At 68.5% G+C, this 21684-nt stretch carries 18 protein-coding genes and 1 pseudogene; 9 read left to right on the forward strand and 10 right to left on the reverse strand.

Going from position 1 to position 21684, the window contains the following annotated elements; translation table 11 throughout:
- Positions 1-38: 38 nt before the first annotated feature.
- Entirely contained in the window at positions 39-2150 is a 2112-nt protein-coding gene (locus tag G4D83_RS08665; RefSeq protein ID WP_163864201.1) for a monovalent cation:proton antiporter family protein, read from the reverse strand.
- Between the two features lie 174 nt (positions 2151-2324).
- The gene (locus G4D83_RS08670; RefSeq protein ID WP_163864202.1) at positions 2325-2795 is read right to left on the reverse strand and encodes a hypothetical protein; all 471 of its coding nucleotides are present in this window, start codon (positions 2793-2795) and stop codon (positions 2325-2327) included.
- Positions 2796-3359: 564 nt separating this feature from the next.
- On the opposite strand from G4D83_RS08670, the gene G4D83_RS08675 reads away from it, so the two are divergent.
- The 4 genes from G4D83_RS08675 to G4D83_RS08690 all read left to right on the forward strand — a co-directional run bounded on the left by G4D83_RS08675 (position 3360) and on the right by G4D83_RS08690 (position 7009).
- Positions 3360-3902 (forward strand): putative ABC transporter permease, encoded by a 543-nt coding sequence (locus tag G4D83_RS08675; RefSeq protein WP_163864203.1) that lies wholly within the window; start codon positions 3360-3362, stop codon positions 3900-3902.
- Between the two features lie 169 nt (positions 3903-4071).
- Positions 4072-5106 (forward strand): rod shape-determining protein, encoded by a 1035-nt coding sequence (locus G4D83_RS08680; RefSeq protein ID WP_163864204.1) that lies wholly within the window; start codon positions 4072-4074, stop codon positions 5104-5106.
- A gap of 175 nt (positions 5107-5281) precedes the next feature.
- Complete coding sequence (locus G4D83_RS08685; protein ID WP_163864205.1) at positions 5282-6172, forward strand: alpha/beta hydrolase family protein; 891 nt, start codon at positions 5282-5284, stop codon at positions 6170-6172.
- Between the two features lie 60 nt (positions 6173-6232).
- Positions 6233-7009 carry a LolA family protein gene (locus tag G4D83_RS08690; RefSeq protein WP_163864206.1) on the forward strand — a complete coding sequence of 259 codons (777 nt, stop codon included), beginning with the start codon at positions 6233-6235 and terminating at the stop codon, positions 7007-7009.
- Positions 7010-7016: 7 nt separating this feature from the next.
- Here G4D83_RS08690 and G4D83_RS08695 read toward each other — a convergent pair whose 3' ends face one another.
- Entirely contained in the window at positions 7017-7805 is a 789-nt protein-coding gene (locus tag G4D83_RS08695) for a glutathione S-transferase family protein (protein WP_163864207.1), read from the reverse strand.
- 79 nt (positions 7806-7884) lie between these two features.
- On the opposite strand from G4D83_RS08695, the gene G4D83_RS08700 reads away from it, so the two are divergent.
- Positions 7885-8490 (forward strand): macro domain-containing protein, encoded by a 606-nt coding sequence (locus G4D83_RS08700; RefSeq protein WP_163864208.1) that lies wholly within the window; start codon positions 7885-7887, stop codon positions 8488-8490.
- Positions 8491-8643: 153 nt separating this feature from the next.
- Here the strand turns inward: G4D83_RS08700 and G4D83_RS47200 are convergent.
- Positions 8644-8727: pseudogene (locus tag G4D83_RS47200) on the reverse strand (hypothetical protein); the annotation flags it as partial.
- Here G4D83_RS47200 and G4D83_RS08705 point away from each other — a divergent pair.
- The 3 genes from G4D83_RS08705 to G4D83_RS08715 are packed head-to-tail and all read left to right on the forward strand — an operon-like array spanning position 8720 to position 10876.
- Complete coding sequence (locus G4D83_RS08705; RefSeq protein ID WP_420826625.1) at positions 8720-9283, forward strand: YdeI/OmpD-associated family protein; 564 nt, start codon at positions 8720-8722, stop codon at positions 9281-9283. The pseudogene G4D83_RS47200 and the gene G4D83_RS08705 sit on opposite strands and share 8 nt — an antisense overlap.
- Before the next feature lie 22 nt (positions 9284-9305).
- Complete coding sequence (locus tag G4D83_RS08710) at positions 9306-10067, forward strand: ABC transporter ATP-binding protein (protein WP_163864210.1); 762 nt, start codon at positions 9306-9308, stop codon at positions 10065-10067.
- 2 nt (positions 10068-10069) lie between these two features.
- Positions 10070-10876, forward strand: coding sequence for an ABC transporter permease (locus G4D83_RS08715; protein ID WP_163864211.1), 807 nt, complete (start codon positions 10070-10072; stop codon positions 10874-10876).
- A 4-nt stretch (positions 10877-10880) separates the two neighbouring features.
- On the opposite strand, the gene G4D83_RS08720 is transcribed toward G4D83_RS08715, so the two are convergent.
- A complete protein-coding gene (locus tag G4D83_RS08720; protein ID WP_163864212.1) occupies positions 10881-12962 on the reverse strand; it encodes a prolyl oligopeptidase family serine peptidase in 2082 nt (693 codons plus the stop codon).
- Between the two features lie 194 nt (positions 12963-13156).
- On the opposite strand from G4D83_RS08720, the gene G4D83_RS08725 reads away from it, so the two are divergent.
- Positions 13157-17368: an MG2 domain-containing protein gene (locus G4D83_RS08725; RefSeq protein WP_163864213.1), complete on the forward strand. Its 4212-nt coding sequence runs from the start codon at positions 13157-13159 to the stop codon at positions 17366-17368.
- Between the two features lie 42 nt (positions 17369-17410).
- On the opposite strand, the gene G4D83_RS08730 is transcribed toward G4D83_RS08725, so the two are convergent.
- The 5 genes from G4D83_RS08730 to G4D83_RS08750 form a co-directional block, all read right to left on the reverse strand.
- Positions 17411-18139 (reverse strand): 2OG-Fe dioxygenase family protein, encoded by a 729-nt coding sequence (locus G4D83_RS08730; RefSeq protein ID WP_163864214.1) that lies wholly within the window; start codon positions 18137-18139, stop codon positions 17411-17413.
- Positions 18140-18278: 139 nt separating this feature from the next.
- Positions 18279-18998, reverse strand: a complete 720-nt coding sequence (gene sitI6, locus G4D83_RS08735) for a SitI6 family double-CXXCG motif immunity protein (RefSeq protein WP_163864215.1) — start codon at positions 18996-18998, stop codon at positions 18279-18281.
- A gap of 6 nt (positions 18999-19004) precedes the next feature.
- Positions 19005-19679 (reverse strand): SitA6 family polymorphic toxin lipoprotein, encoded by a 675-nt coding sequence (gene sitA6, locus G4D83_RS08740; RefSeq protein ID WP_163864216.1) that lies wholly within the window; start codon positions 19677-19679, stop codon positions 19005-19007.
- A 45-nt stretch (positions 19680-19724) separates the two neighbouring features.
- Positions 19725-20549, reverse strand: a complete 825-nt coding sequence (locus G4D83_RS45980; protein ID WP_240356219.1) for a c-type cytochrome — start codon at positions 20547-20549, stop codon at positions 19725-19727.
- Positions 20550-20564: 15 nt separating this feature from the next.
- A complete protein-coding gene (locus G4D83_RS08750; protein WP_163864217.1) occupies positions 20565-21683 on the reverse strand; it encodes a metallophosphoesterase family protein in 1119 nt (372 codons plus the stop codon).
- Position 21684: the final 1 nt, after the last annotated feature.

Here is a 21684-nt window from a genome sequence, read left to right on the forward strand (position 1 = left end):
GACGGCGGGACACGGCCGCCGCCCCCACCCACCGGGTTCTACCCGTGGGCCCGCGTCTCCGGTGCCGGGGGCTCGGGTAGCGGCGCCGCGGGCTCCACGCCCGACAGCAGCGCCTTCGCCGCGTCCACCGCCTCGCACGTGCCCGTCAGCGCGAGCACGTCACCCACCCGCAGCACCTCCTGCGCGGTGGGCACCGAGAGGCTCTCCTCCCCGCGCTGAATCGCGAGCACCGTCGCGCCCGTGAGGCCGCGCAGGTTCACCTGCGCCAGCGTCTTGCCCGCCACGGGGCTCGTCTCCTCCAGCCGCACGGAGGCCGGAGCGCCCAGGCCCGGCAACAGCCCCTGGACGTGGTCCAGCGCGTGCTCTTCCGCGCCCGGCTCCTTCGAGTGCGACTGCGCCGCCAGCGCCGCGACGATGACCTGCGCTCCGGCGCGCACGTGGCCGTGCAGATTGGTCGCGCCCCGCCAGAACGCCACGCCCAGCGCGCCCACCAGCGTCAGCACGATGAGGGGACCGGTGGCGCCCTTGAGGAAGGGCTGCGTCACCACGACGATGGGGATGCTCACCAGGAGGATGATTCCCACCTGCAGCGTGACGAGCAGCACCCGCCGGGGCGCCGCGGCCAGGTCCAACTTGCCGTCCTTGCGCGCGGGCAGCGCGGCCTCCGCCAGCGTCGCGCCCAGCCGCCGGGCGATGCCGATGACGCCCAGGATGAACGGCACCGCCAGCAGCACCGCGCCTCCGAGGATGATGTTCCTGGACACGTCCTCGTCCACGCCGGTCCGCGTCTCCACGAAGCTGGCCATCCGCTCGGCGGAGAGGGACGTGCCAATCACCAGCGTCACCAGGAGGACGGCGTCCAGCACGAGCAGGCGAATCAGTCGCCGCACGCCCGCGCCCAGCGTCTCCCGCCGGGGCGCCTGCCGCAGCCGCTCCACCCACGTGCCGTACAACGTGACGAAGGTCTGCAGCGGCTTGGGCAGCTTGCGGTCCACCCACGTCGCCACCGGCCCCGACGTCTTGATGAGCAGGGGCGTCGTCAGCGTGGTGATGGCGGACACGGCCACCGCCACCGGATAGATGAAGCTGCCCGTCGCCTTCAGCGACAGTCCCAGGCCGGCGATGATGAAGGAGAACTCGCCAATCTGCGCCAGGCTCATGCCCGCCTGGACGGACGTGCGCGTCCCGTTGCCGGTGAGGAAGGCGCCCAGCGTGACGCTGATGAGCTTGCCCACGATGACCGTCACGGTGAGCACGAGGATGGCCGCCCAGTGCTCGACGATGAGCTCCGGGTTGATGAGCATGCCCACCGACACGAAGAAGATGGCCGCGAACATGTCTCGCACCGGCTGCACCAGGTGCTCCACCAGCTTCTCCTCACCCGACTCCGCCACCAGCGAGCCCGCGAGGAACGCGCCGAGCGCCACCGAGTAGCCGAACGACTGCGCGAGCAGCGCCACCGCGAAGCAGATGCCCACGCTCGTCACCAGCGTCGTCTCCGGCCGGTTCAGCTTGATGACCGCGCGCATGGCCCGGGGGATGATGAACAGGCCCACCGCCACCAGGCCCACCAGGAACGCCACCAGCTTGCCCGTGGTGAGCGTCAGGTCCTTCACGTTCAGGCCCGCGCCCGTGGAGACGGCCGTCAGGGTCGCCATCAGCAGCACGGCGATGAGGTCCTCGACGATGAGCACCCCCACCACCAGCTCCCGCAGCTTTCCCTTGATGCCCTGCTCGTCGAACGCCTTGGCGATGATGGTGGTGCTGGAGATGGCGATGAGCGCGCCGGTGAAGAGGCTCTCCAGCGTCGTCCACCCGAAGGCCCGGCCCACCACGAAGCCCAGCCACACCATGATGCTGCACTGGATGACGGCGGTGACGCCGGCGGTGAAGCCCACGGAGAACAGCTTGCGCAGGCTGAACTCCAGCCCGAGCGAGAACATCAGCAGGATGACGCCCAGCTCCGACAGCGTCGTGACGACGTCCGGATTGGCCACCAGTGGAATGGGCACGAAGGGCCCCACCACGAGGCCCGCGAGGATGTAGCCCAGCACCACGGGTTGTCGCAGCTTCTGGAAGAGAACGGTCGTCACCGCGGCGACGCACAGGACAATGGCAATGGCCTGGAGGACCTCGTGGGCTCCGTGCATCAGGTCACCTCAAGAATGGGAAGCTCGGCTGGGGCACGACCTGCCCCACCCCGGGAAACCGGAGACAAGGGCCGTCGCGCGCGAAGGAAAGGAAAAGACGTCGTAACGCCCGGAATACCGCCGGGCTCGCTCAAGCGCTCGGTACCGGAGGAACTCCGGCGCGACGCTCACCGCTCAAGCGCCCCGAGGAGGGCCTCGCAGCGGGCGGGTGACGATGGAGGGACGGTCCGCGATGTCCCCGCTCGAGGTGGGGGCCGCCGCGGAGCGACGTTCTCTCAAGGTGACGCGCGCGACGGCGTGCCGCCGCTCCCGGCCCCAGCGATGGAGGGCCTGGAGGTCGGGCGCGAAGGGGGTGCGGCCCCGCGCGGAGGAGGGCGGCGAGAAGGCGGGGCCGGAGCCGACATGGAGCCCCGCGTCCCAGCCCCCCAGGTCGGTGACGTGGAACTGCGCGCCCCACCGGCGGGCGGGGCCCTTGGAGGACTTCGCGCCCTGGCGGACGGACGTCGCGCCGGTGTCCAGGTAGAAGCCCCGCTCCGTCGCCGTGGGGCACTCGGCGGCCTCGGCGCGCAGCACCGTGGCCAGGACGAGGGCCACCCCCAAGGCGAGCAGCACCGTCCGGAGCGTCTCGCTCCCGGAGCCGGGCATTCGCGATGTCGTGCCGGGGGAGCGCATCACTCGTTCAGGTACTACGCCGGACCTGGGCCCGTAAAGCGCGCCCTGCCTCACGCCCGCCAGTCCGCTGGAGCCTGGCTACTGGCGCGGACGAGGTGACAGGCGCTGCCCCCCGCGAGCACGCAGGCTCGCTTCGGAGTCCCGCGCCATCCAACGTGGCCAAGGCACCGCGCTCCCGGAGGTCGAGGTCCGGCGACGAAGCCCGGGGCCGAGCACCTCGACGCCGAGGCCAGGCCCGCCAGCGAAGCCCGAGGCCCAGACGCCTGGACGCCGAGCCGAGGCTCGCGGCTCGCGCCATCGGCCAGGGCTGTCGCTGACGCGTGGAGACGGCGCCCCGCTCCAGGCGGGTGCGTCACGGCGCTGTAGGGCCATGTCCCCCCGAGCGAAAACGCCGCTGCGTCGGCGCATCGGCCCGGAGTCGTGGCCGTCACCCCCGTGTGGACGGGGAGAACGTCCACCGGTGCACATCCACGGCAGGCGGCGATTCGGCGCGCGGCGGGGCCTGCCGGCCGGGAGGATCAGACCTAACTTGAGCGCGTGCTTTCACGATTCTTGCTCTACGGGTGCACGGGTTGGGTGTTGGAGGTCCTCTTCACCGGGGCGGGCGCGGCCTTGAGCAGGGACAGGAGCGCCACGGCGCGGACCTACCTGTGGATGCACCCCATCTATGGGGGCACGGCGCTGGCGCTCGAGGAGGTCTCCGCGCGGCTCAAGCCCCTGCCCCGGCCCCTGCGGGCGTTGGCCTACACCGCGCTCATCTTCGGCGCCGAGTACGCCACGGGGTGGATGCTCCGGAAGCTGCTCGGCCGCTGCCCGTGGGACTACGCGCCGCACCGGTGGAGCGTGCACGGGCTCATCCGCCTGGACTACGCGCCCGCCTGGTACCTCACCGCGCTGATGTTCGAGCCCGTCCGGGATGGCCTGCTCCACGTCACCAGCGAGGCCCTGCGCCACACCCCCGAGTATCGGGAGGCGGAACAGGCGGGGGAACTGCCCGTGTGCCTGCCGGAAGGCCAGGCGGAGCAGGCCGGGGTGGTGGCCTCGCGCTTCGAGCAGGCCCACTCGGAAGCGTCCCCCTGAACTCCCTGGACTCGGGCCTCCGAGTCCTGTGGCCGACTGCCCCCCAGGCGGTTATTGGAGCGCCGCCGGCTTTTCTTCCTCCGTGCCGCGTCGCGTAGTACCTTCGCGACCGCTCTTCCCACGCGCCAGCGGGAAATTCCGCCGACTCTTCGAAAGTTTCCGCCCCCGTATGTTCGACTGGCTTCACACCCTATTTTCGCGCGACCTCGCCATCGACCTCGGGACGGCGAATACGCTCATCTACATCCGCGGTCAGGGCATCGTGTCCAACGAACCCTCCGTGGTGGCCGTCCAGCATGACTCGCGCGGGGGCAAGAAGGTCCTCGCGGTGGGCAAGGAAGCCAAGGAGATGCTGGGGCGGACGCCGGGCAACATCGTTGCCATCCGGCCGATGAAGGACGGCGTCATCGCCGACTTCGAAATCACGGCGGCGATGCTGCGCTACTTCATCCAGAGCGCGCACAATCGCAAGACGCTGGTCAATCCGCGCATCATCATCGGCATCCCCTCGGGCATCACCGAGGTGGAGCGTCGCGCGGTGCGTGAGGCGGCGGCGAACGCGGGAGCGCGCGAGGTCTACCTGATTGAGCAGCCCATGGCGGCGGCCATCGGCGCGGGCCTTCCGGTGACGGAGCCCAGCGGCAACATGATTGTGGATATCGGCGGGGGTACGTCCGACGTCGCGGTCATCAGCCTGGCCGGCATCGTGTTCGCCAAGAGCGTGCGCATCGGCGGCGACAAGCTGGACGAAGCCATCATTCAGTACGTGAAGCGCAAGTACAACCTGCTCATCGGTGAGCGCACGGCCGAGCTCATCAAGATGGGCATCGGCACCGCGTACCCGACGGACGAGGTCATGACCATGGAGATCAAGGGTCGCGACCTGGTGGCCGGTGTGCCGCGCACGCTGACGGTGTCCAGCGACGAGGTCCGCGACGCGCTCGCCGAGCCCGTCAACGGCATCGTCGAGGCCGTGAAGCTGACGCTGGAGCGCACGCCGCCGGAGCTCGCCGGTGACATCGCCGACAGGGGCATCGTGCTGGCCGGTGGTGGCGCGCTCCTGAAGAACCTGGACACGCTCTTGCGCGAAGAGACGGGCCTGCCCGTGTTCCTCGCCGAGGACCCGCTCTCCGCCGTGGTGATGGGCGCGGGCAAGGCGCTGGAGTCGCTCGATATCCTCCGGCAGGTCTGCCAGCCGGGCTGAGAGGCTGAAAGCCTCGTGCCCGCGTGCGCCACGGCGCCGTGCCTTTCACGAGGCCGGCGCCGTTCGTGTGTCCGGGGCCTGGGCATTGGCTGGAAAGCATGGGCCCCCGCAACCCATGCATGGGAAGCGGGTTGTTCCTGGTTCAACGCGCAGGCCGCGCGCGGGAGCCCGAGCCATGACGACGTGGAGCTGTTGCACCGTTTCATCCTGGAGTGTCCGTGCGGGAGCGCTGAGCGCCCTGCTCATGGGCTGTGGGGGTGGTGTGCCCGAGTCGCTGTCGGCTCCCGAGAGTTCCGCGCCCGTGGGCACGTCCCCCGCGGCGCTCTCCACGCCGGTGGCGGACTGCTCGCGGTTCATCGTCGTCGGCAGTCCGACGGCGGCGACGGGGGCGACGTGGAGTTATAACTCCGTGGACCTGGGTGTGCACTACGTGCTCAAGGGTGTCGTCTTCGTCCCGCCGACGGGGACGGGGCCGTTTCCCGCGGTGGTCATCAGCCACGGCAAGGGAGGCAGCGCGCGCGGCTACTCGGCCAACATCGCGCGGAGCATGGTGACGTGGGGGTTGGTGGCCATCGCCACCTCGTACACGCATGGCTCGGACGCCGCGGGCACGCTGCCGACGGGCGCTGAGGGCGCTTCTGCGGAGAACGTGCAGCGCGCGCACAAGGCCTGGGATTTGCTCTCGTGCGTGGGCAACGTCGACTTCACGCGCGTGGCGGCGCATGGCCACAGCATGGGGGGCTTCGTCACGGGACAGTTGTTGGGGACGCATCCGGCGGATTTCCGCGCGGCCTCGCACACGGCGGGGGGCGTGAGCACGGGTCCGAACTCCACCGACCCGGTGACCGCGGGGTTCATCACCACGCCGTATCAGCTCCACCACGGCGACGCGGACACGGTGGTGCCGCTCTCGCAGGACCAGGCGCTTCGGTCCATCCTCGTGGGGAACGGCATCCCCCACCAGCTCCATGTCTACGCGGGGTATACGCACACGCAGATTCCGCTCGACGCCACGATGCTGACTCGCGTGAGGAATTGGTATCGCGTGCACGGTGTCCTGCCCTGAGGGGTGGATGAATCCGTCCGGGTTTGACAGCCATGCGGCGCCTGGATTGTGGTGCGTCGCATGAGCTCATTCTCGGTGCGTCACAGGTTGTCGGGAGTCCTCGCCACCACGCTGCTGCTGTCCACGCCCGCCCTGGCCGACTGGGTCGGGGACCTGCGGGTGAAGAGCGCGCCGCTGGCCGGACAGAAGGGGGCGGCCCCGGAGACGAAGGGCAAGATGTTCGGCCGTCCGGGCATGCTGCGCATGGACCTGGCGCCGGCCGAGGTTCCCGGCGGCATGTCCATCATCTTCGACTGGGAGAAGCGCACGGGCACCACGCTCTTCCACGCGAAGAAGGCGGCCACGAGCCGCAGCCTGGATGACATGTCCGTGAAGATTCCCGGCACCTGCGTGGGCAAGACGCAGGACTTCGACGCCTGCTTCAAGGAGCAGGGCTTCAAGAAGGTCGGCACGGAGAAGGTCAACGGACATCCCACCGTCGTGTATGAGGGCGTGCCTCCTGGCGCCGAGGGCAGCATCCAGCGTCAGAAGGTCTGGCGTCCCACGGACCTCCCCGAGGTCGCCTACGTGCGCAGCCAGACGTTCGGCAAGGACGGCAAGGTCCAAGCGGACATCGAGGTCACCAACATCCAGATGGGCGCGCAGGCCGCGGCGCTCTTCGCCGTTCCTCCCGGCTATGAGGAGCTGGACGCCACCAGCGCCGCGCCCCCCATCATGGGGTCCTTCAAGCCGGAGGACTTCAAGGGCAAGACGCCCGAGCAGATCCAGGAGATGATTCGTCAGCGCATGGGCCAGCAGGGCACGCCGCCCGCGCCTCCCCCCGCGAAGACGAAGTAGCTCCGAGTCACCCCACGCGGGACGCCGCGCCGCCGCTACCGGAGCTCAATGCACGAGCTTGGGGGCGGCGGTGCTTCGCATACAGGTCGTCTCGCCACGCCAGCAGGTCGGGGAACTCGGCGGCCACTGCTTCGTGATGCCAGATTTCGCGCGTCCCCGGGCCAAGCGGCATCCACGCATCATCCACCGGCCGCGTGAACTGGAGCATCATGCACGCGGTGACGTCCGCGTAGGTGAAGCCGTCTTCCAAGTAGGGCCGCCCCCGAAGCTCCGCGCGCAGGTGCTCCAGCGCGGGGATGGCCGTCTGCCGAATCGCCGCCTCCGGGTCGGCCATCGCCTTGTGCTTGCGTGCGATGAAGCGCGCCCCCAGCCGGGCCGTCGGCGCGGACACACCCCGGAGGAAGCCTGGGATGAAGGAAGGCAGGCTCTCCGCCTGCGCGCGCGGATGGTGAGACAGGCGACTCACCACGCTGGAGCGGGCGATGCCCAACACCTGGTCACTCAACGCCTCCCAGCGCTGGATGGAGGCCATCGCGCTGTCGGGAAACAAGGCCGAGCCCTGCCCCAGCGTCTCCGCGCGGCGGGCGATGGCGAACGAGCCCGTCGTCGTCGCGACATCCTCGTCGACGAACATCGGAACAGAGGGATGCGTGCCTTTCGGGGTGCGCCAACGCAGGGCCAACTCACCGATGAGCGGCATGTGCTCACGGTAACGGTAGTCCACACGGTGGTGGTCCAGCGCCCAGCGAGCCTTCTCCGTCCAACCCGAGTAGTGCATCCCGTAAAGAGTGCGCATGCGCCGGGACGCTACAGCCTCCATGGGCTCCATGCATACTGGCCCCATGCTTCCAGCGCTCCAGCTTCACCTCCGAGACTTGAGCAGCGCCCTGGTCACAGCCTGGCGACAGGAGTTCGCGGACCTGCCCGGCGTCACCATCTCCCACGGCGACATCTTCTCCGAGCGAGAGGGAACCCTCTCCTCCGAGGCCCCCATCGACGTGCGCGCGGACGCCATCGTCAGCCCCGCCAACAGCTTCGGCTTCATGGATGGAGGCATCGACGCGGTCTACACGTACCAACTCGGCCCTCAGGTACAGGAGCGACTCCAGGAACTGCTCGCCCAGGAGCACGGCGGCGAGCTGCCCGTTGGCTGCGCCGTCATCGTGCCCACAGGGCGCGAGGAGATTCCCTGGTGCATCAGCGCCCCCACCATGCGCGTCCCCTCGGACGTCAGCGAAACCGTCAATGCCTATCTGGCGCTCCGGGCCTCACTCCGAGCCGTCCTCGCTCACAACGCCACCGCGAAGCACCCCATCCGCACCGTGCTCTGCCCAGGACTGGGCACCGCCGTCGGTCGCATGCCACCAGCACGGTGCGCGAAGCAGATGAAGGAAGCCTGGCTGAACACCGTGCGGGGACCGCAGTACATTCCCGTTTCTGTACGACAGGCCGCTGAGGATGACTGGAAGCTGAGACAGTAGCGCCGCGCGGGTCCTCCGCCTCCTCGGCCCCGTGGTACAAGCCCGCCCGATGAGCCCCGCCAAGAAGACCCCGTCCGCGCGGAAGAAGTCTCCGGCCACGAAGTCATCGGCCGCTGGGAAGTCCGCTCCCGCGAAGCCCGCGCCCGTGAAGTCCGTGGCCGCGAAGTCCGCTCCCGCGAAGTCCGTGGCCTCGAAGTCCGCGCCCGCCACCGCGACGCCCACGGGCGACTTGCCCATCGTCTTCTTCGCGAACCCGGACGCCTTCGACACGTGGCTCCAGAAACACGCTGCCACGTCGCGCGGTGCGTGGCTCAAGTTCTCCAAGAAGGGCAAGAGCCCCGTGTCCCTCACGTACCAGGAGGCACTCGAGGTCGCGCTGACGTGGGGCTGGATTGACAGCCAGAAGGGTCGCTTCGACGACTCGGCCTATGTCCTGAAGTTCACCCCGCGCGGGCCTCGGAGCATCTGGTCGAAAATCAATCGCGACAAGGTGCTCGCGCTCATCGAAGCAGGCCGGATGAAGCCCTCGGGCCTGGCCGAAATCGAGAACGCGAAACAGAACGGACGCTGGGAGGCCGCGTATGACTCCCAGAGCAAAATCACCGTGCCCGAGGACCTCGCGGCGGCCCTGGCCGCCCATCCCCGCGCGGAGGCGTTCTTCGCCACCCTCAACTCGGTCAACCGCTACGCGGTCCTCTTCCGCATCCACCACGTGAAGAAGGCCGAGACGCGCGCGCGCAAAATCGCCGAGTACGTCGAGATGCTCGGCAAGCACGAGAAGCTTCACAACTGACGCAGGACGCTCCACCTCCGACATGGCCGAATCCTCCAGCAATCCACCGGTGCTCTCCGTCCGCGAGCTCTGCAAGTCCTACGCGAACACCGTCGCCGTGGATGGCATCTCCTTCGAGGTCGGCCGCAACGAAATCGTCGGTCTGCTCGGGCCCAACGGCGCCGGAAAGACGACGACCATCAACATGGTTCTCGGCGTCCTCGAGCCCACCTCCGGCACCATCCACATCCAGGGCGTGGACCTCTCCAAGCGCCGCTCGCAGGCGCTCGAGTACACCAACTTCGCCGCCGTCTACGCGCCGCTCCCCGGCAACCTCACCGTCGTCCAGAACCTGCGCTACTTCGGGATGATCTACGGCGTGCAGCGCATCTCCGAGCGAATCGAGGCCCTGCTCCAGGAGTTCGACCTCGTGCGCTTCCGCGACACCAAGTGCGGGGTGCTGTCCTCGGGAGAGCAGACGCGCGTCGCGCTCGCCAAGGCCATGCTCAACCGGCCCCAACTGTTGCTCCTCGACGAGCCCACCGCCTCGCTGGACCCGTCGACGGCGCGAGACATCCGCGCCCGCATCCGCGACTTCACCGCGAACGGCACCGGCGGCGTGCTGTGGACGTCCCACAACATGTACGAGGTGGAAGAGGTGTGTGACCGCGTCCTCTTCATGTCGCGCGGCAAGGTGCTCCTCCAGGGAGACCCTCGCAAGCTGCCCCATGAGCACGGCAAGGCGACGCTGGAGGAGCTGTTCATCACCGTGGCCCGCGAGCCCCTCGCACTGGAGCACCCCTAGCCATGCGACTGTCCCGCGCCGCCGCCATCGTCCTGCGCCAGTTCTATCTGCTGCGCGGCAGCCCCTCGCGCGTCTTCCCCCTCTTCGTCTGGGTGGCCATCGACATCGTCCTGTGGGGCTTCATCACCCGCTACCTGGGCACCATCACCCACCAGCCCGGCATGGACCTGTTGCCCGCGCTGCTCGGCGCGGTGCTCCTCTGGGACTTCCTCACCCGGGTGATGCAAGGCGTGACGATGGCGTTCTTCGAGGACGTCTGGTCGCGCAACTTCCTCAACGTCTTCGCCACCCCCATGACCATCACCGAGTACGTCACCGGGCTGGTGCTCTCCAGCATCGCGACCAGCTCGGTGGGGCTCGTCGTCATGCTCGTCGTCGCGGGCGCCGTGTTCGGCCTGTCGATGCTCGTCTATGGCGCCATGCTGGTGCCGTTCCTGCTGGTGCTGTTCCTGTTCGGAATCGCGCTCGGCATCATCGGCACGGCGGTGGTGCTGCGACTGGGGCCCTCCGCGGAGTGGTTCATCTGGCCCATCCCCGCGCTCCTGTCCCCATTCGTCGGCGTCTTCTATCCGCTGTCCACACTGCCCTCGTGGATGCAGGCCATCGCCCGCCTCCTGCCCCCGTCCTACGTGTTCGAGGGCATGCGGACCATCGTCTCCGGTGGCTCGGTGTCGTGGACGACGGTGCTGATGGGGGGCGGCCTCGCCGTGCTCTACATCGTGCTGGCCGCCCTCTTCTTCAACCGCGTGTTCCGCCTCGCCGTGCGCACGGGCCTCATCGCCCGCTACAGCGCGGAGAGCGTGAGCTGAGCGCTCAGTCCATCAACTGCTGCGACAGGTAGACGTGGTGCAGCGCCCACCGGCGCGCATTGAGCATCGGGTCCGAGTCGTTCGAGTGCCCGCCGTCGGTGTTCTCGAAGTACAGATACGGCAATCCCATCGCCTCCAACTTCGCGGCGAACTTGCGCGCGTGGCCCGGGTGCACGCGGTCGTCCTTCGTATTGGTGGTGATGTACGGCTTGGGGTAGCGCACGCCCGGCTTGAGGTTCTGGTAGGCGGAGTACTTCGAGATGAACGCCGCGTCCTCGGGGACGAACGGGTTGCCGTACTCCCCCACCCACGACGCGCCCGCCGGCAGCTTCGGGTAGCGCATCATGTCGATGAGCGGGCTCTCAATCACGACCGCGTTGAGCAGCTCCGGATGCTGCGTCATCACCACGCTGGTGAGGACACCGCCGTTGGAGCGGCCATAGATGCCGATGTGCTTCGGTGAGGTGAGCTTGCGGCGGACCAGGTCCTCCAGCACGGCGGCGAAGTCGTCGAACGCCCGCTGACGCTTCTCGCGCAGCGCGGCCTGATGCCAGCGCGGGCCGAACTCGCCACCGCCCCGGATGTTGGCGACGACGTACGCACCCCCGCGCTCCAGCCACAGCTTGCCCACCTCCGGCAGATACATGGGCGGCTTGGACACCTGGAACCCGCCGTAGCCGTACACCACCGTCGGCGTGACTCCGCCGGCCTTGGGCTTCAGCGGCCGCACCAGGAAGTACGGCACCCGCGTCCCATCCTTCGACTTCACCCAGAACTGCTCCACCCGGTGCTTGGACGCATCGAAGCGCGCCGGCAGCGACTTCACCTGCTTCACCGTGCCCGCCGCCGCGTCACCGAGCCACAGCGACGTCGGCTCCAGGAAGCCCTCCGCGCCCGCGAACAGCTTCTCGTGCGAGGACGACGTGGCCACAATCTCCACCGACGCGTTCTTCGGCATCGCCAGCCGCTTGCGCGTCCAGCGGCCCTTGTTCGACGTGTAGACATCCAGCGCGCCCTTCACGTCCTCGTACAGATTGACGAGCAGCCGGGTGCGCGTGGCCGACACGCGCTCGATGGCCTGGCGCGGTCCGGGCTGGAAGATGAGCGTGGGCTTCGCCTTCGCGGCGTCCTGCTTCAGCGCGTCCAGCGACCAGGCCAGGAGCGCGCCCTGCTTGAAGCCTCCCCAGTCCTCTTCAATCGTGAAGACCACCTGCCCCTGGACGAACGCATGGAACGACACCTTGCGCGGAAAGGGCAGCCGCACCGGCGCCGCGTCCCCGAGCAGGAACAGCTCCGACTCATAGAACGTCACCGCGCGATTGATGAGCACGCCCTGGAGCTGTCCGTCCTCGTCGTGCAGGACGGTGGGCGAGGCGGACACATCCGTGCGCTCACCTCGAAACACCTCGGTCGCCTGCTCCACCGGAGTGCCGCGCTTCCAGCGCTTGAGCACGAACGGGTAGCCGGACTCGGTGAGGGTGTCACCGCCCCAGTCCTGGCCCACGAGCAGCGTGTCCACGTCCAGCCACGACACGGACTGCTTGCCCTCCTTCAGCCGGAAGCCGCCGTCGACGAACTGCTTCGTCCCGGTGTCGAACTCGCGCGACTCCACCGCGTCCTTGCCACCGTTGGAGAGGGAGACGATGCACTTCAAGTCAGCGGGAGGCAGGCAGTCGATGCCCTTCCAGACCCAGGGCGCGCCCTCCTGCTTCGCCAGCGCATCCACGTCCAGCACCGTCTCCCAGGGGATGGCGGCGCTCGCGTAGCCCTCCGTCGTCGTGTGCCGCCACAGCCCGCGCGGGTTCGTCGCGTCCTGCCAGAAGGTGTCCACGCCCCCGGCTCGAAAGGAAGGCGTGGGGATGCGGTCGGTGGCGGTGAAGATGCGCAGCGCCTCCGCCTGGAAGGGCTCGAAGCGCGGGTCCTTCTCCAGCACCGCCTCCGTCTTCGCGTTCTGCGCGCGCACCCACTCCAGCGCCCGCTGCCCCTGCACCTCCTCCAGCCACAGGAAGGGGTCTTCTTCCGCCGCCAGCGCCGAGGAAGCAGTCAAAAGCCCGGTCAGCAGCGGCGCGACAAACAACCTGCCCATGTCCTCATCTCCTGGTGCGGTGCGGCGAGCCCTCCAACACGGCCCGCCAGCGCCCATTCCGGTGGGTCAGCTTCGCCCAACCCCGCCGCTCGGGCCACCCGCGCACCGTGGCCCCTATCGGAGACACACCGAGTCCTGCTCAGCTCGAGTCCCTGGCGCAGAACTTCCCGCCAGTTCAGTCGTTCAGAGCCTCCATGACCCTCCCTGTCCCGCGTCTCCGCCGGGTGCTCCGCACCCTGGGCCTCGCCGCGTCACTCCTCCTGGTGCCGGGCCTGGTGCTCGCCGCCCGCCCGAACGCGCCCTCTCCCGGGGGTCGCGACCGCCCCCTCACCTTCGTCTCCACCGACAAGCCCTTCTATCGGCCGGGCGAGTCCGTCCTGGTGCGAGGGCTCGTGCTCCAGGCCCTCTCCCACAAGCCCATGACCGGCGGGGTGAACGCCCTCATCGAGGTTCGTGGCCCCCGGGGAGACCTCATCGCCCAGGGCCGGGTGGCCTCTCCCGAGACGGTCTGGGGCTACTCGTGGCCCATCCCCGCCGGACAGGCCGGTGGTGAGTACACCCTGCGCGTCAGCGACCCCTGGACGGCCGGGGCCCCGGTGGAGCGCAAGTTCGAGGTGCGGGCCTACCGCGCGCCCCGCCTGAAGACGCAGGTCCAGTTCCTCCGCGATGGCTATGGCCCCGGAGACACCGTCACCGCGACGCTCGACGTGACGCGCGCGGAGGGCGGCGTGCCCGAGACGGCGAAGGTGACCGCCACCGCGCTCGTCGACGGCGCCAGCGTGGCCCAGGAGTCATGCGCGGTGGACCCGCAGGGCCGCTGCACCGTCCGCTTCAACCTGCCGAAGAACATCGAGCGCGGCGAGGGGACGCTGGCCTTCACCATCCAGGATGGCGGCGTGGTGGAGACGGCGGCGAAGACGATTCCCATCCTCCTCCAGACGCTGGACCTGGCGATGTACCCGGAGGGCGGTGAGCTGGTGGCGGGGCTGACGTCGCGCGTGTACTTCGAGGCGAAGACGCCCGCGAGCAAGCCCGCGGACCTGACGGGCGTCGTGCTGGACATGAAGACGGGCAAGATTGTCGCCAACGTCCGCTCGGAGCACGAGGGCCGGGGCCGCTTCGAACTCACCCCTCGCGCCGAGACGAACTACGCGCTGCGCATCGACTCGCCGGCCGGCATCAAGAAGACCTTCCCGCTGCCCGCCGTGAAGGCGAGGGGCGCGGTCATCCGCGCGCGGGAGGACGTGATTCCCCCGGGCGGGCTGGTGCGGCTGGTCGTGAGCAACACGGGCGTGGGCCGGACGTCGGTCTCGCTGAGCCAGCGCGACCTGCGCGTGGCCTCGGCGGTGCTCGACGCCGATGACGAGAACCCGGTGACGTTGGATCCAGGCAAGGCGGATGGCGTGCTCATCGCCACGGTGTGGGACGCGGATGGACGGCCCCTGGCGGAGCGACTGGTGTTCCGTCAGCCCGCGAAGGAAATCACCGTGGAGCTGAAGGCGAACCGCGCCCGCTACGAGCCGGGCGCGCCCGTGGAGCTGACGGCGCGCACCCTGCGCGGCGGCGAGCCCGTCTCCGCGCTGGTGATGCTCACCGTCACCGACGACGCGGTGCTGCAGCTCCAGGAGAAGCGCGAGCACGCGCCCTCGCTTCCGGTGATGGTGCTGCTGGAGCACGAGGTGAAGGAGCTGGCCGACGCGCAGCTCTACTTCGACAAGAAGAACCCGAAGTCGCGCCTCGCGGTGGACCTGCTGCTGGGGACCCAGGGCTGGAGGCGCTTCGCGTTCATCAACCCGCGCACCTTCATGTCCAGCCATGGTGAAGCGGCCCAGCGCGCGCTCGCGATGCATGCGTCACTGCGGTTGCCGGGCCTGCGCGACGACAACGAGCGCGGGCAGCGCCGTCCCAAGGCGCCTTCCAGCGCCAAGGGCGGCATGCGGTGGAACAAGGCCCAACCGGTGGTCGAGGAAGAGCGAGAAGAAGGCGGGGCCGATGGCGCTTTCAGGGATGACGCCGTGGCCGCCGGGGGCGTGGTGGCCATCCCCGTGGCCGCCATGCCCGCGGCTCCCCCCGCTGCTGCGCCTGCCCCCGCCCCTGTCGAGCCTGCTCCCATTCTGGCCGCCGAGGCCGAGATGCAGCCTCCGGCGGAAATCCAGATGCAGAGGATAGAGGTCCTCGATGCGCCCCACGACGAGGAGATGCCCAGGAAGAAGAGGGCGATCGCCAAGGAATGGGAGGAGCCGCTTCAGGCCTCGCCGTTCATCTATCTCCGCGAGTACGCGCACATGACGCGGCCGGGTCGCAAGTCCGGGGACCGGGTGGACTTCGCGGAGACGCTCTACTGGAACTCGGGCGTGCGCACCGACGCGCGCACCGGCGAGGTCCGCGTGCGCTTCGCGACCAACGACTCCGTGACGACGTTCAAGGCCACGGCCGGCGCGGTGGGTGACGGCGGTGAGCTGGGCTCGGCCGTGGCGGAGCTGGAGTCCTCGCAGCCCTTCTACGTGGAGCCGAAGCTGCCGCTGGAGGTGACGTCGGGTGACGTCGTCCGCCTGCCGGTGGCGCTGGTGAACGGGACGGACGCCGCGCTGACGGGTGTCTCGCTGAAGGCGGAGCTGAAGGGCGACGTGAAGCTGTCCGGCAACAAGAGCATGGACCTGGCCGCGAACGGGCGCGGGCGCCAGCTCCTCTCGCTGGAGATTGGCCAGCAGTCGCAGCCGGTGGACCTGAAGCTCATCGCGAGCACGGGCAACTACACGGACACCGTCACCCGCACGCTGTCCATCAAGCCCCGAGGCTTCCCTGGCACCGTGTCCTTCGGCGGGCTGCTGTCCTCGAAGAAGCCGGCCACGCACACCATCACCCTCCCCGACAGCGTGCTGCCCGGCAGCATCCGCGCGAGCATCGCCCTGTACCCGGGCCCCGTGTCCAACCTGACGGAGTCGCTCGCGCGCCTCATCCGCGAGCCGAGCGGCTGCTTCGAGCAGACCAGCTCCACCACGTACCCGATGACGATGGCGCAGCAGTACTTCCAGACGCACACCGGGGTGAACCCGGAGCTCGTCGCCTCCGCTCGCGAGAAGCTGACGTCGGGCTACCAGCGCCTGGTGGGCTTCGAGACGAAGGAGCAGGGCTACGAGTGGTTCGGCGAGGCCCCTGGCCACGAGGCCCTCACCGCCTTCGGCCTGCTCCACTTCACGGACATGCAGCAGGTCCACAACGTGGACACGCAGATGCTGCTGCGCACGCGGGAGTGGATGCTGAAGCAGCGGGACGGCCAGGGCGGCTTCAATCGCAAGCGTCGCGCGCTGCACGTCTGGGTGGAGGACGCGGACACGTCCAACGCGTACATCACCTGGGCGATGCTGGAGAGCGCGCCACAGAAGGACGCCACGGCGAAGGAGCTGGCGCGCGAGGTGGCCGCGGTGAAGCAGGCCGCGACGAAGAGCAGCAACAGCTATGTCGTCGCCCTGGCGGCCAACGTGCTGTCGCTCGCGGGTGACAGCGCGTCAGCCAAGGCGATGATGGGCCGGCTCGCGAAGCTCCAGCAGCAGAACGGCGTGGTCAGCGGCGGCACACAGTCCATCGTCGGCAGCTCGGGGGACTCGCTCGAAATCGAGACCACGGCGCTGTCCGTGCTCGCCTGGCTGCGCGAGCCGGAGTACCTGGCGAACGTGCAGCGCGCGATGAAGTACATGGCGGAGTCCAGCGACGGGGGTCGCTACGGCTCGACGCAGAGCACGGTGCTCGCGCTGCGCTCCATCATCGCCTACGACAAGGCCCACGCGGCCAACCTCCGCCCGGGACGGGTGCGCATCTTCGTGGAGGGTCGCCCGGTGGGTGAGCCGGTCAGCTTCACGGGCTCCGCGCAGGAGGCGCTCAAGCTGCCGGACGTGAGCAAGCTGCTCGGCCCGGGCGGGCGTCAGCTGGAGCTGCGGATGGAGGATGGCTCGGAGCTGCCGTACACGGTGGAGGTCACCTTCAACGCGCTGGTGCCGGACAGCTCCAAGGACACGCAGGTCTCGCTGGAGGTGGCCCTGGCGAAGCACGAGCTCATCGAGGGCGAGCCCACCGAGGCCCGCGTCATGGTGATGAATCGCACCGGCCTGCACCTGCCGACGGCGGTCGCCATCTTCGGCGTGCCTGGCGGCCTGGAGGTGCGGCATGACCAGCTCAAGGAGCTGGTGAAGCGCAAGGTGGTGGATGCGTACGAGGTGATTGGACGCGACGTCGTCCTGTACTGGCGGGGCATGGAGGCGAAGAAGCGCATCGACGTGCCGCTGTCGCTGGTGGCCTCGGTGCCCGGCACGTATACCGGCCCCGCGAGCCGCGCGTACCTGTACTACGCCGATGAGCACAAGGTCTGGTCCGAGGGCGTGAAGGTCACCATCGCCCCGAAGTCCTGAGTCGCTGAAACCCGTGGAGGGCTTCCAGGGACGGCCCGTCGCTCAGGGTCCCTGGAAGCTCTTCGCGCGGAAGGTGAGCACCAGCGTGTCGCGGTGCCCCTGGGCGCCCACGGGTTGGATGGGCGTGCTCTCGTGGATGACGCGCTCGTCGTCGAGCAGCAGCGCCGACCAGGGCTCCGTCAGCGTGAAGCGGATGCCGTTGGGGCCCGCGGCCTCGAACACGCGCGTCTCTCCGCCCTTGATGTCCTGGCGACCGACCAGCAGCACGACGACGAAGTCCACGCCGTCGCGGTGCGCGCCCTCGGGCGTCGGCCGGCCGATGCCATCCGTGGTGTCGATGCGGAACTGGTGCGACTCCACGTACCAGGTCTGCTGTCCCTTCAGCGCGGACGCGCAGGCCGCGAGCTGGCTCAAGAGCCGGGGCCACTCGGGACGCTCGACGACGGTGGACGTCATCGGCTCGAACCAGCGCTCCAGTCCGCCGTGCAGGGCGTTGTATTCTACGGGCTGCCAGTGTGCGCGGTGGGGCACGGAGGTGACGGTGTCGCCGTCGACGATGAAGCACGAGTGTCGACGCGAGCGATACCGGCCACCGTCGCGCAGGTAGCTGTCCGCCGGGAGGTCATCCCAGGTGGGGCGCCAGAGGTCCATCGTCGCGGCGGGGATGCCCACCAGCTCGGACAGGCCCGCGCGGTCCAGGACGGCATAGCCCCGGTCGCGCAGGGTGGTGAGGGCATCGGGAGGAGCGGAGATGGGCGGAGAGAAGCTCATGGGCGCGAGGACACCGTTGCCAGCGAGTCATCGTCCTTCCGGCCACCGTCGTCAACACTCGCGTCTCGTGCGGGCTCGTCGGTCCTCCAAGTGAAGGGCCCGGAGTGCTGGCAGGCGGGCACGTCACGGGCTCGCGAGGTCAGCGCACTGGAAGCTCGCGGAAGCTCAGTCCGTCCAGTTCGAGCTGCTCCACGGCGTCCTTGAAGCGCTGGGTGACAACGAGCACCATCGCGTAGTTCCTCAAGCGCATCAGGTCCAGGTCTGGCGGCAGTGAAGCCGCGTCGAGGATGGGCTCCTTGGGGAGGCCATGGCCTCGACGGCCGCACTTGGGACAAGGCGTCGCGAACCGAGGGGGAATGCAGTCAGGGTGCAGCATCCCTCGGTGCTGAACATCGAACTCCAGGAGTTCTTCGACACCCTTCGGCCGAAAGCGCAGCGCCGTTCTCACGGTGCGCAGACCTCGAAGCCCCTTCGAGAGCAAGGGTTCGAGCACGTCCTCGCGAACGAGCAGGATGTCCCCATATTGGTGAACGAAGGCGGAGAAGGGTCCCTTGGCCGTCCCCACGAGCGGGCCAAAAGTCGCTCCAGGCTCCAGAGGGTCATCTGGAGATACGAGGCCACGCACCTGGTCGCGCAGCCGTTCGTACTCCGTGAAGTCCTGCTCCAGTCGAGCCTTCTCGTACTTCTTCGCCTCTGACAGGACGGACAAGTCCGCAGCGGGGTGGTGCACGCCCGCTCCACCCCAGATGGCCTTGCAGGTGGGGCAATTCACGCCCGGCAGCATCCATCTGTGCGCACCGTTGTACTCACCGATTTGTGGATCGGGTTCGCCACCCGGCAGAAGGTCGTAGAATCTCATGGCGGGTCAGAACTCGAAGGCGGGACCTACCAGGAGATGGTAGGGCAGAATCGGTCCCACCAAGTCGAAGCGAACAATCAATTCCCGAGCGTACCGGTACATCTCCTCTTGGGTAGCACCTCGATTGATTCGCTGAAACTTCCTCCATGCCTCGTTCCAGGCCCCACCCTTCACACCATGGTGGATGCGGTGGCAGGTGTCGACGTCGATGAGCATCGTCTCCTTGTGGATGTTGATGCCACGGAACTCGAACCAGGACTTGAGCGCTTCCTCCTGGGGAAAGATGTGGTGCTTCTCGCGAGGCTTCGTCGCCAGCGCCTTCGCCATCTCCAGCAGTCGCTTCTGACTGGGCAGCAGCTCCCGCCCGTACCAGCGAATGATGAAGACGGGCTGCGCGTCCCCGGGCAACCCCTGGACATAGCCCCAGTTGCGCTGCGGTGAGCGCACCGCGCTCGGCGGCAGCACGAACGAAGCACCCCGCGCCGGCACCACCTGGCCCCAGGACTCCACGTCCTCGCACCGATAGAGGCCACATGCCTCCGCCGCGCACAGGAACGTGACGCACACGCCTTCCTCCAGCCGCGTGTACTCATCCGGATACTCGTGCTCACTCGCGGGCGTCGGCGTCGTCGCGCACGACGACAGCCAGACAGCCAACCAGCACCACAGCCACCACTTCATGACGCCCCCCGGGCAGACCTTCCACCCGAGGGGTCATATCAACAGCTACTTCTTCCCGTACTCCAGCTTCGTCCCCTTCCGCTGCGCGTAGATATACGCCTCCATCGCGCGCAACCTCGGGTCCCCATCCGCGAGCGGCTTGCCGCGCACCGGGTTCTCGATGCACCAGTTGATCATGTCCCGCAGCAGCGCCACGCGGCCCAGCTGCACCTGGTACTTCGGATACGTCTCCGGATGCGTGTTCGATGCATCCGGGTGGCACATGTCACAGGACACCGCAATCGTCCCTCCCACCGCCGCCGCGTCGTGGAACACCCGGTGTCCCTCGTCCACGAACTGCTGCGTGGACGCCGCCCACACCGCCTCGTCTCGCTGGGTGAACGCGCCGTAGGAGTGCCCGTCCTGGATGTTCACCCCCGCCTCCTTGCGGACCTCCTTGCCACCGCTCTCCGCCGTCACCCCTCCCTCGCGGATGTCCCCTCCCGTCGCGGGCTTCTGCGTCCCCATGGGCGGGTTCTTCTGCTGCGGCGCCTGCTTCTGTCCCTGCGCCACCCCGGGCGGCGGCGCCGGGTCCCAGTTCGCATCCGGGTTCTTCTTCAGCCACGTCTCCATCAACTCCGCCGACACCCGCGCCGCCTGCTCGCGCGTCAGCGATTGCCCCTCCTTGACGCCCTTCACCTCCAGGGATGTCTCTCCGTCGCACATCCCCACCACCAGGTTGCCGTCCTTCGACACCGGCACCTTGTGACGCGGCAGCTCCGTCGCCTGAAGAGACTCGGGGCGCGGCGCGGGACTCGTGGCCAGTGCCACGCCCCCCGCGAAGGACAACAGCGCTCCCGCTCCCACCCACAGCTTCATCCGGTAGGTCATCGTGTCCCCTCGCGCTCAGTAGCTCGGAAGCTTCGTCCGGGGCGGCGCATCCTGCTTCCCGCCCGACGCGAGGTAGCTCGCGCGCACGGTGATGGGATTGCGCTCCCAGAGGTTGTACAGCTTGTCCACCAACCCCGACTCCAGCACGTCCATCCGCCCATCCCCGCAGCCGTCGAACTGGCTGAACGGGTCCGGCCGATTCATCTGCACCGTCAACTGAGGCAACCCCTCCGGCGCATACGGCCACGGCCACGCCGTGGACAGCATCCCGTGGAACTGGATGTTGTTGATGCGATTGCTCAACAACTGGTGCGTGTGCCCATGGATGACGGTGACACGCTCGAAGGGCTTGAGCAGCGCCTGCACCTCGTCCGCGTCGTCCGTCCAGAAGTTCCAGGGCCGGTAGTACTTGTAGAGCGGCGAGTGGCTGAACACGATGACCGGCGTCTTCTTGTCCACCTTCGCCAGGTCCTGCTTCATCCACTCGCGCTGCTCTCCGCCCACCTCGAAGCGAGACTGGATGCCATTGTCCAGGCCCGCGACAATCTGCATCCGCTCCTTCGGCGTGAGCTTCCGCTCCGTCCAGAAGTCCTTCTCGTGAATCGAGTTGAGCACCACGAAGTGCACGCCCTTGTGGTCGAACGAGTAGTTCGGCGCGCCGAACAAGTCCCGCCACAGCTCCCCCATGTCGAGGAACCAGTCGTGCTCGCCCACCATCATCCGCACGGGCGCCTTCACGCTCTTGAGAATCTGCGCCCCCAGCTTCAGCTCTCCCGCCTGCCCCAGTTGCGCCAGGTCCCCACCGAACAACACGAAGTCCGGCTGCGGGTCCAACCCGTTGACGTCGTCCACCGCCTTCAGGATGGAGCGGATGAAGCGGTCATTCAGCTTCTGCTCGTACAGGTGCGTGTCGGAGATGTACGCGAAGGAGAAGCGCGGCTTGGTCCCCTGCGCCTCCGCCACGTTGACGAGCTGGAAGCTCTGCGGCGACCTCAAGCCCATCCCCGCGACGATGCCCGCGGACATCCCCGCCACCCGCAGGAAGGCGCGCCGGTCCAACCGCTTCAGGCCCTCGAAGAAGGCGTCGCGTTCCTCGTAGTGCTTCGTCTCGATGCTTCGGAACTTGTTCCCCATG

The sequence above is a fragment of the Myxococcus eversor genome (assembly GCF_010894455.1).
Taxonomy (GTDB): Bacteria; Myxococcota; Myxococcia; order Myxococcales; family Myxococcaceae; genus Myxococcus; species Myxococcus eversor.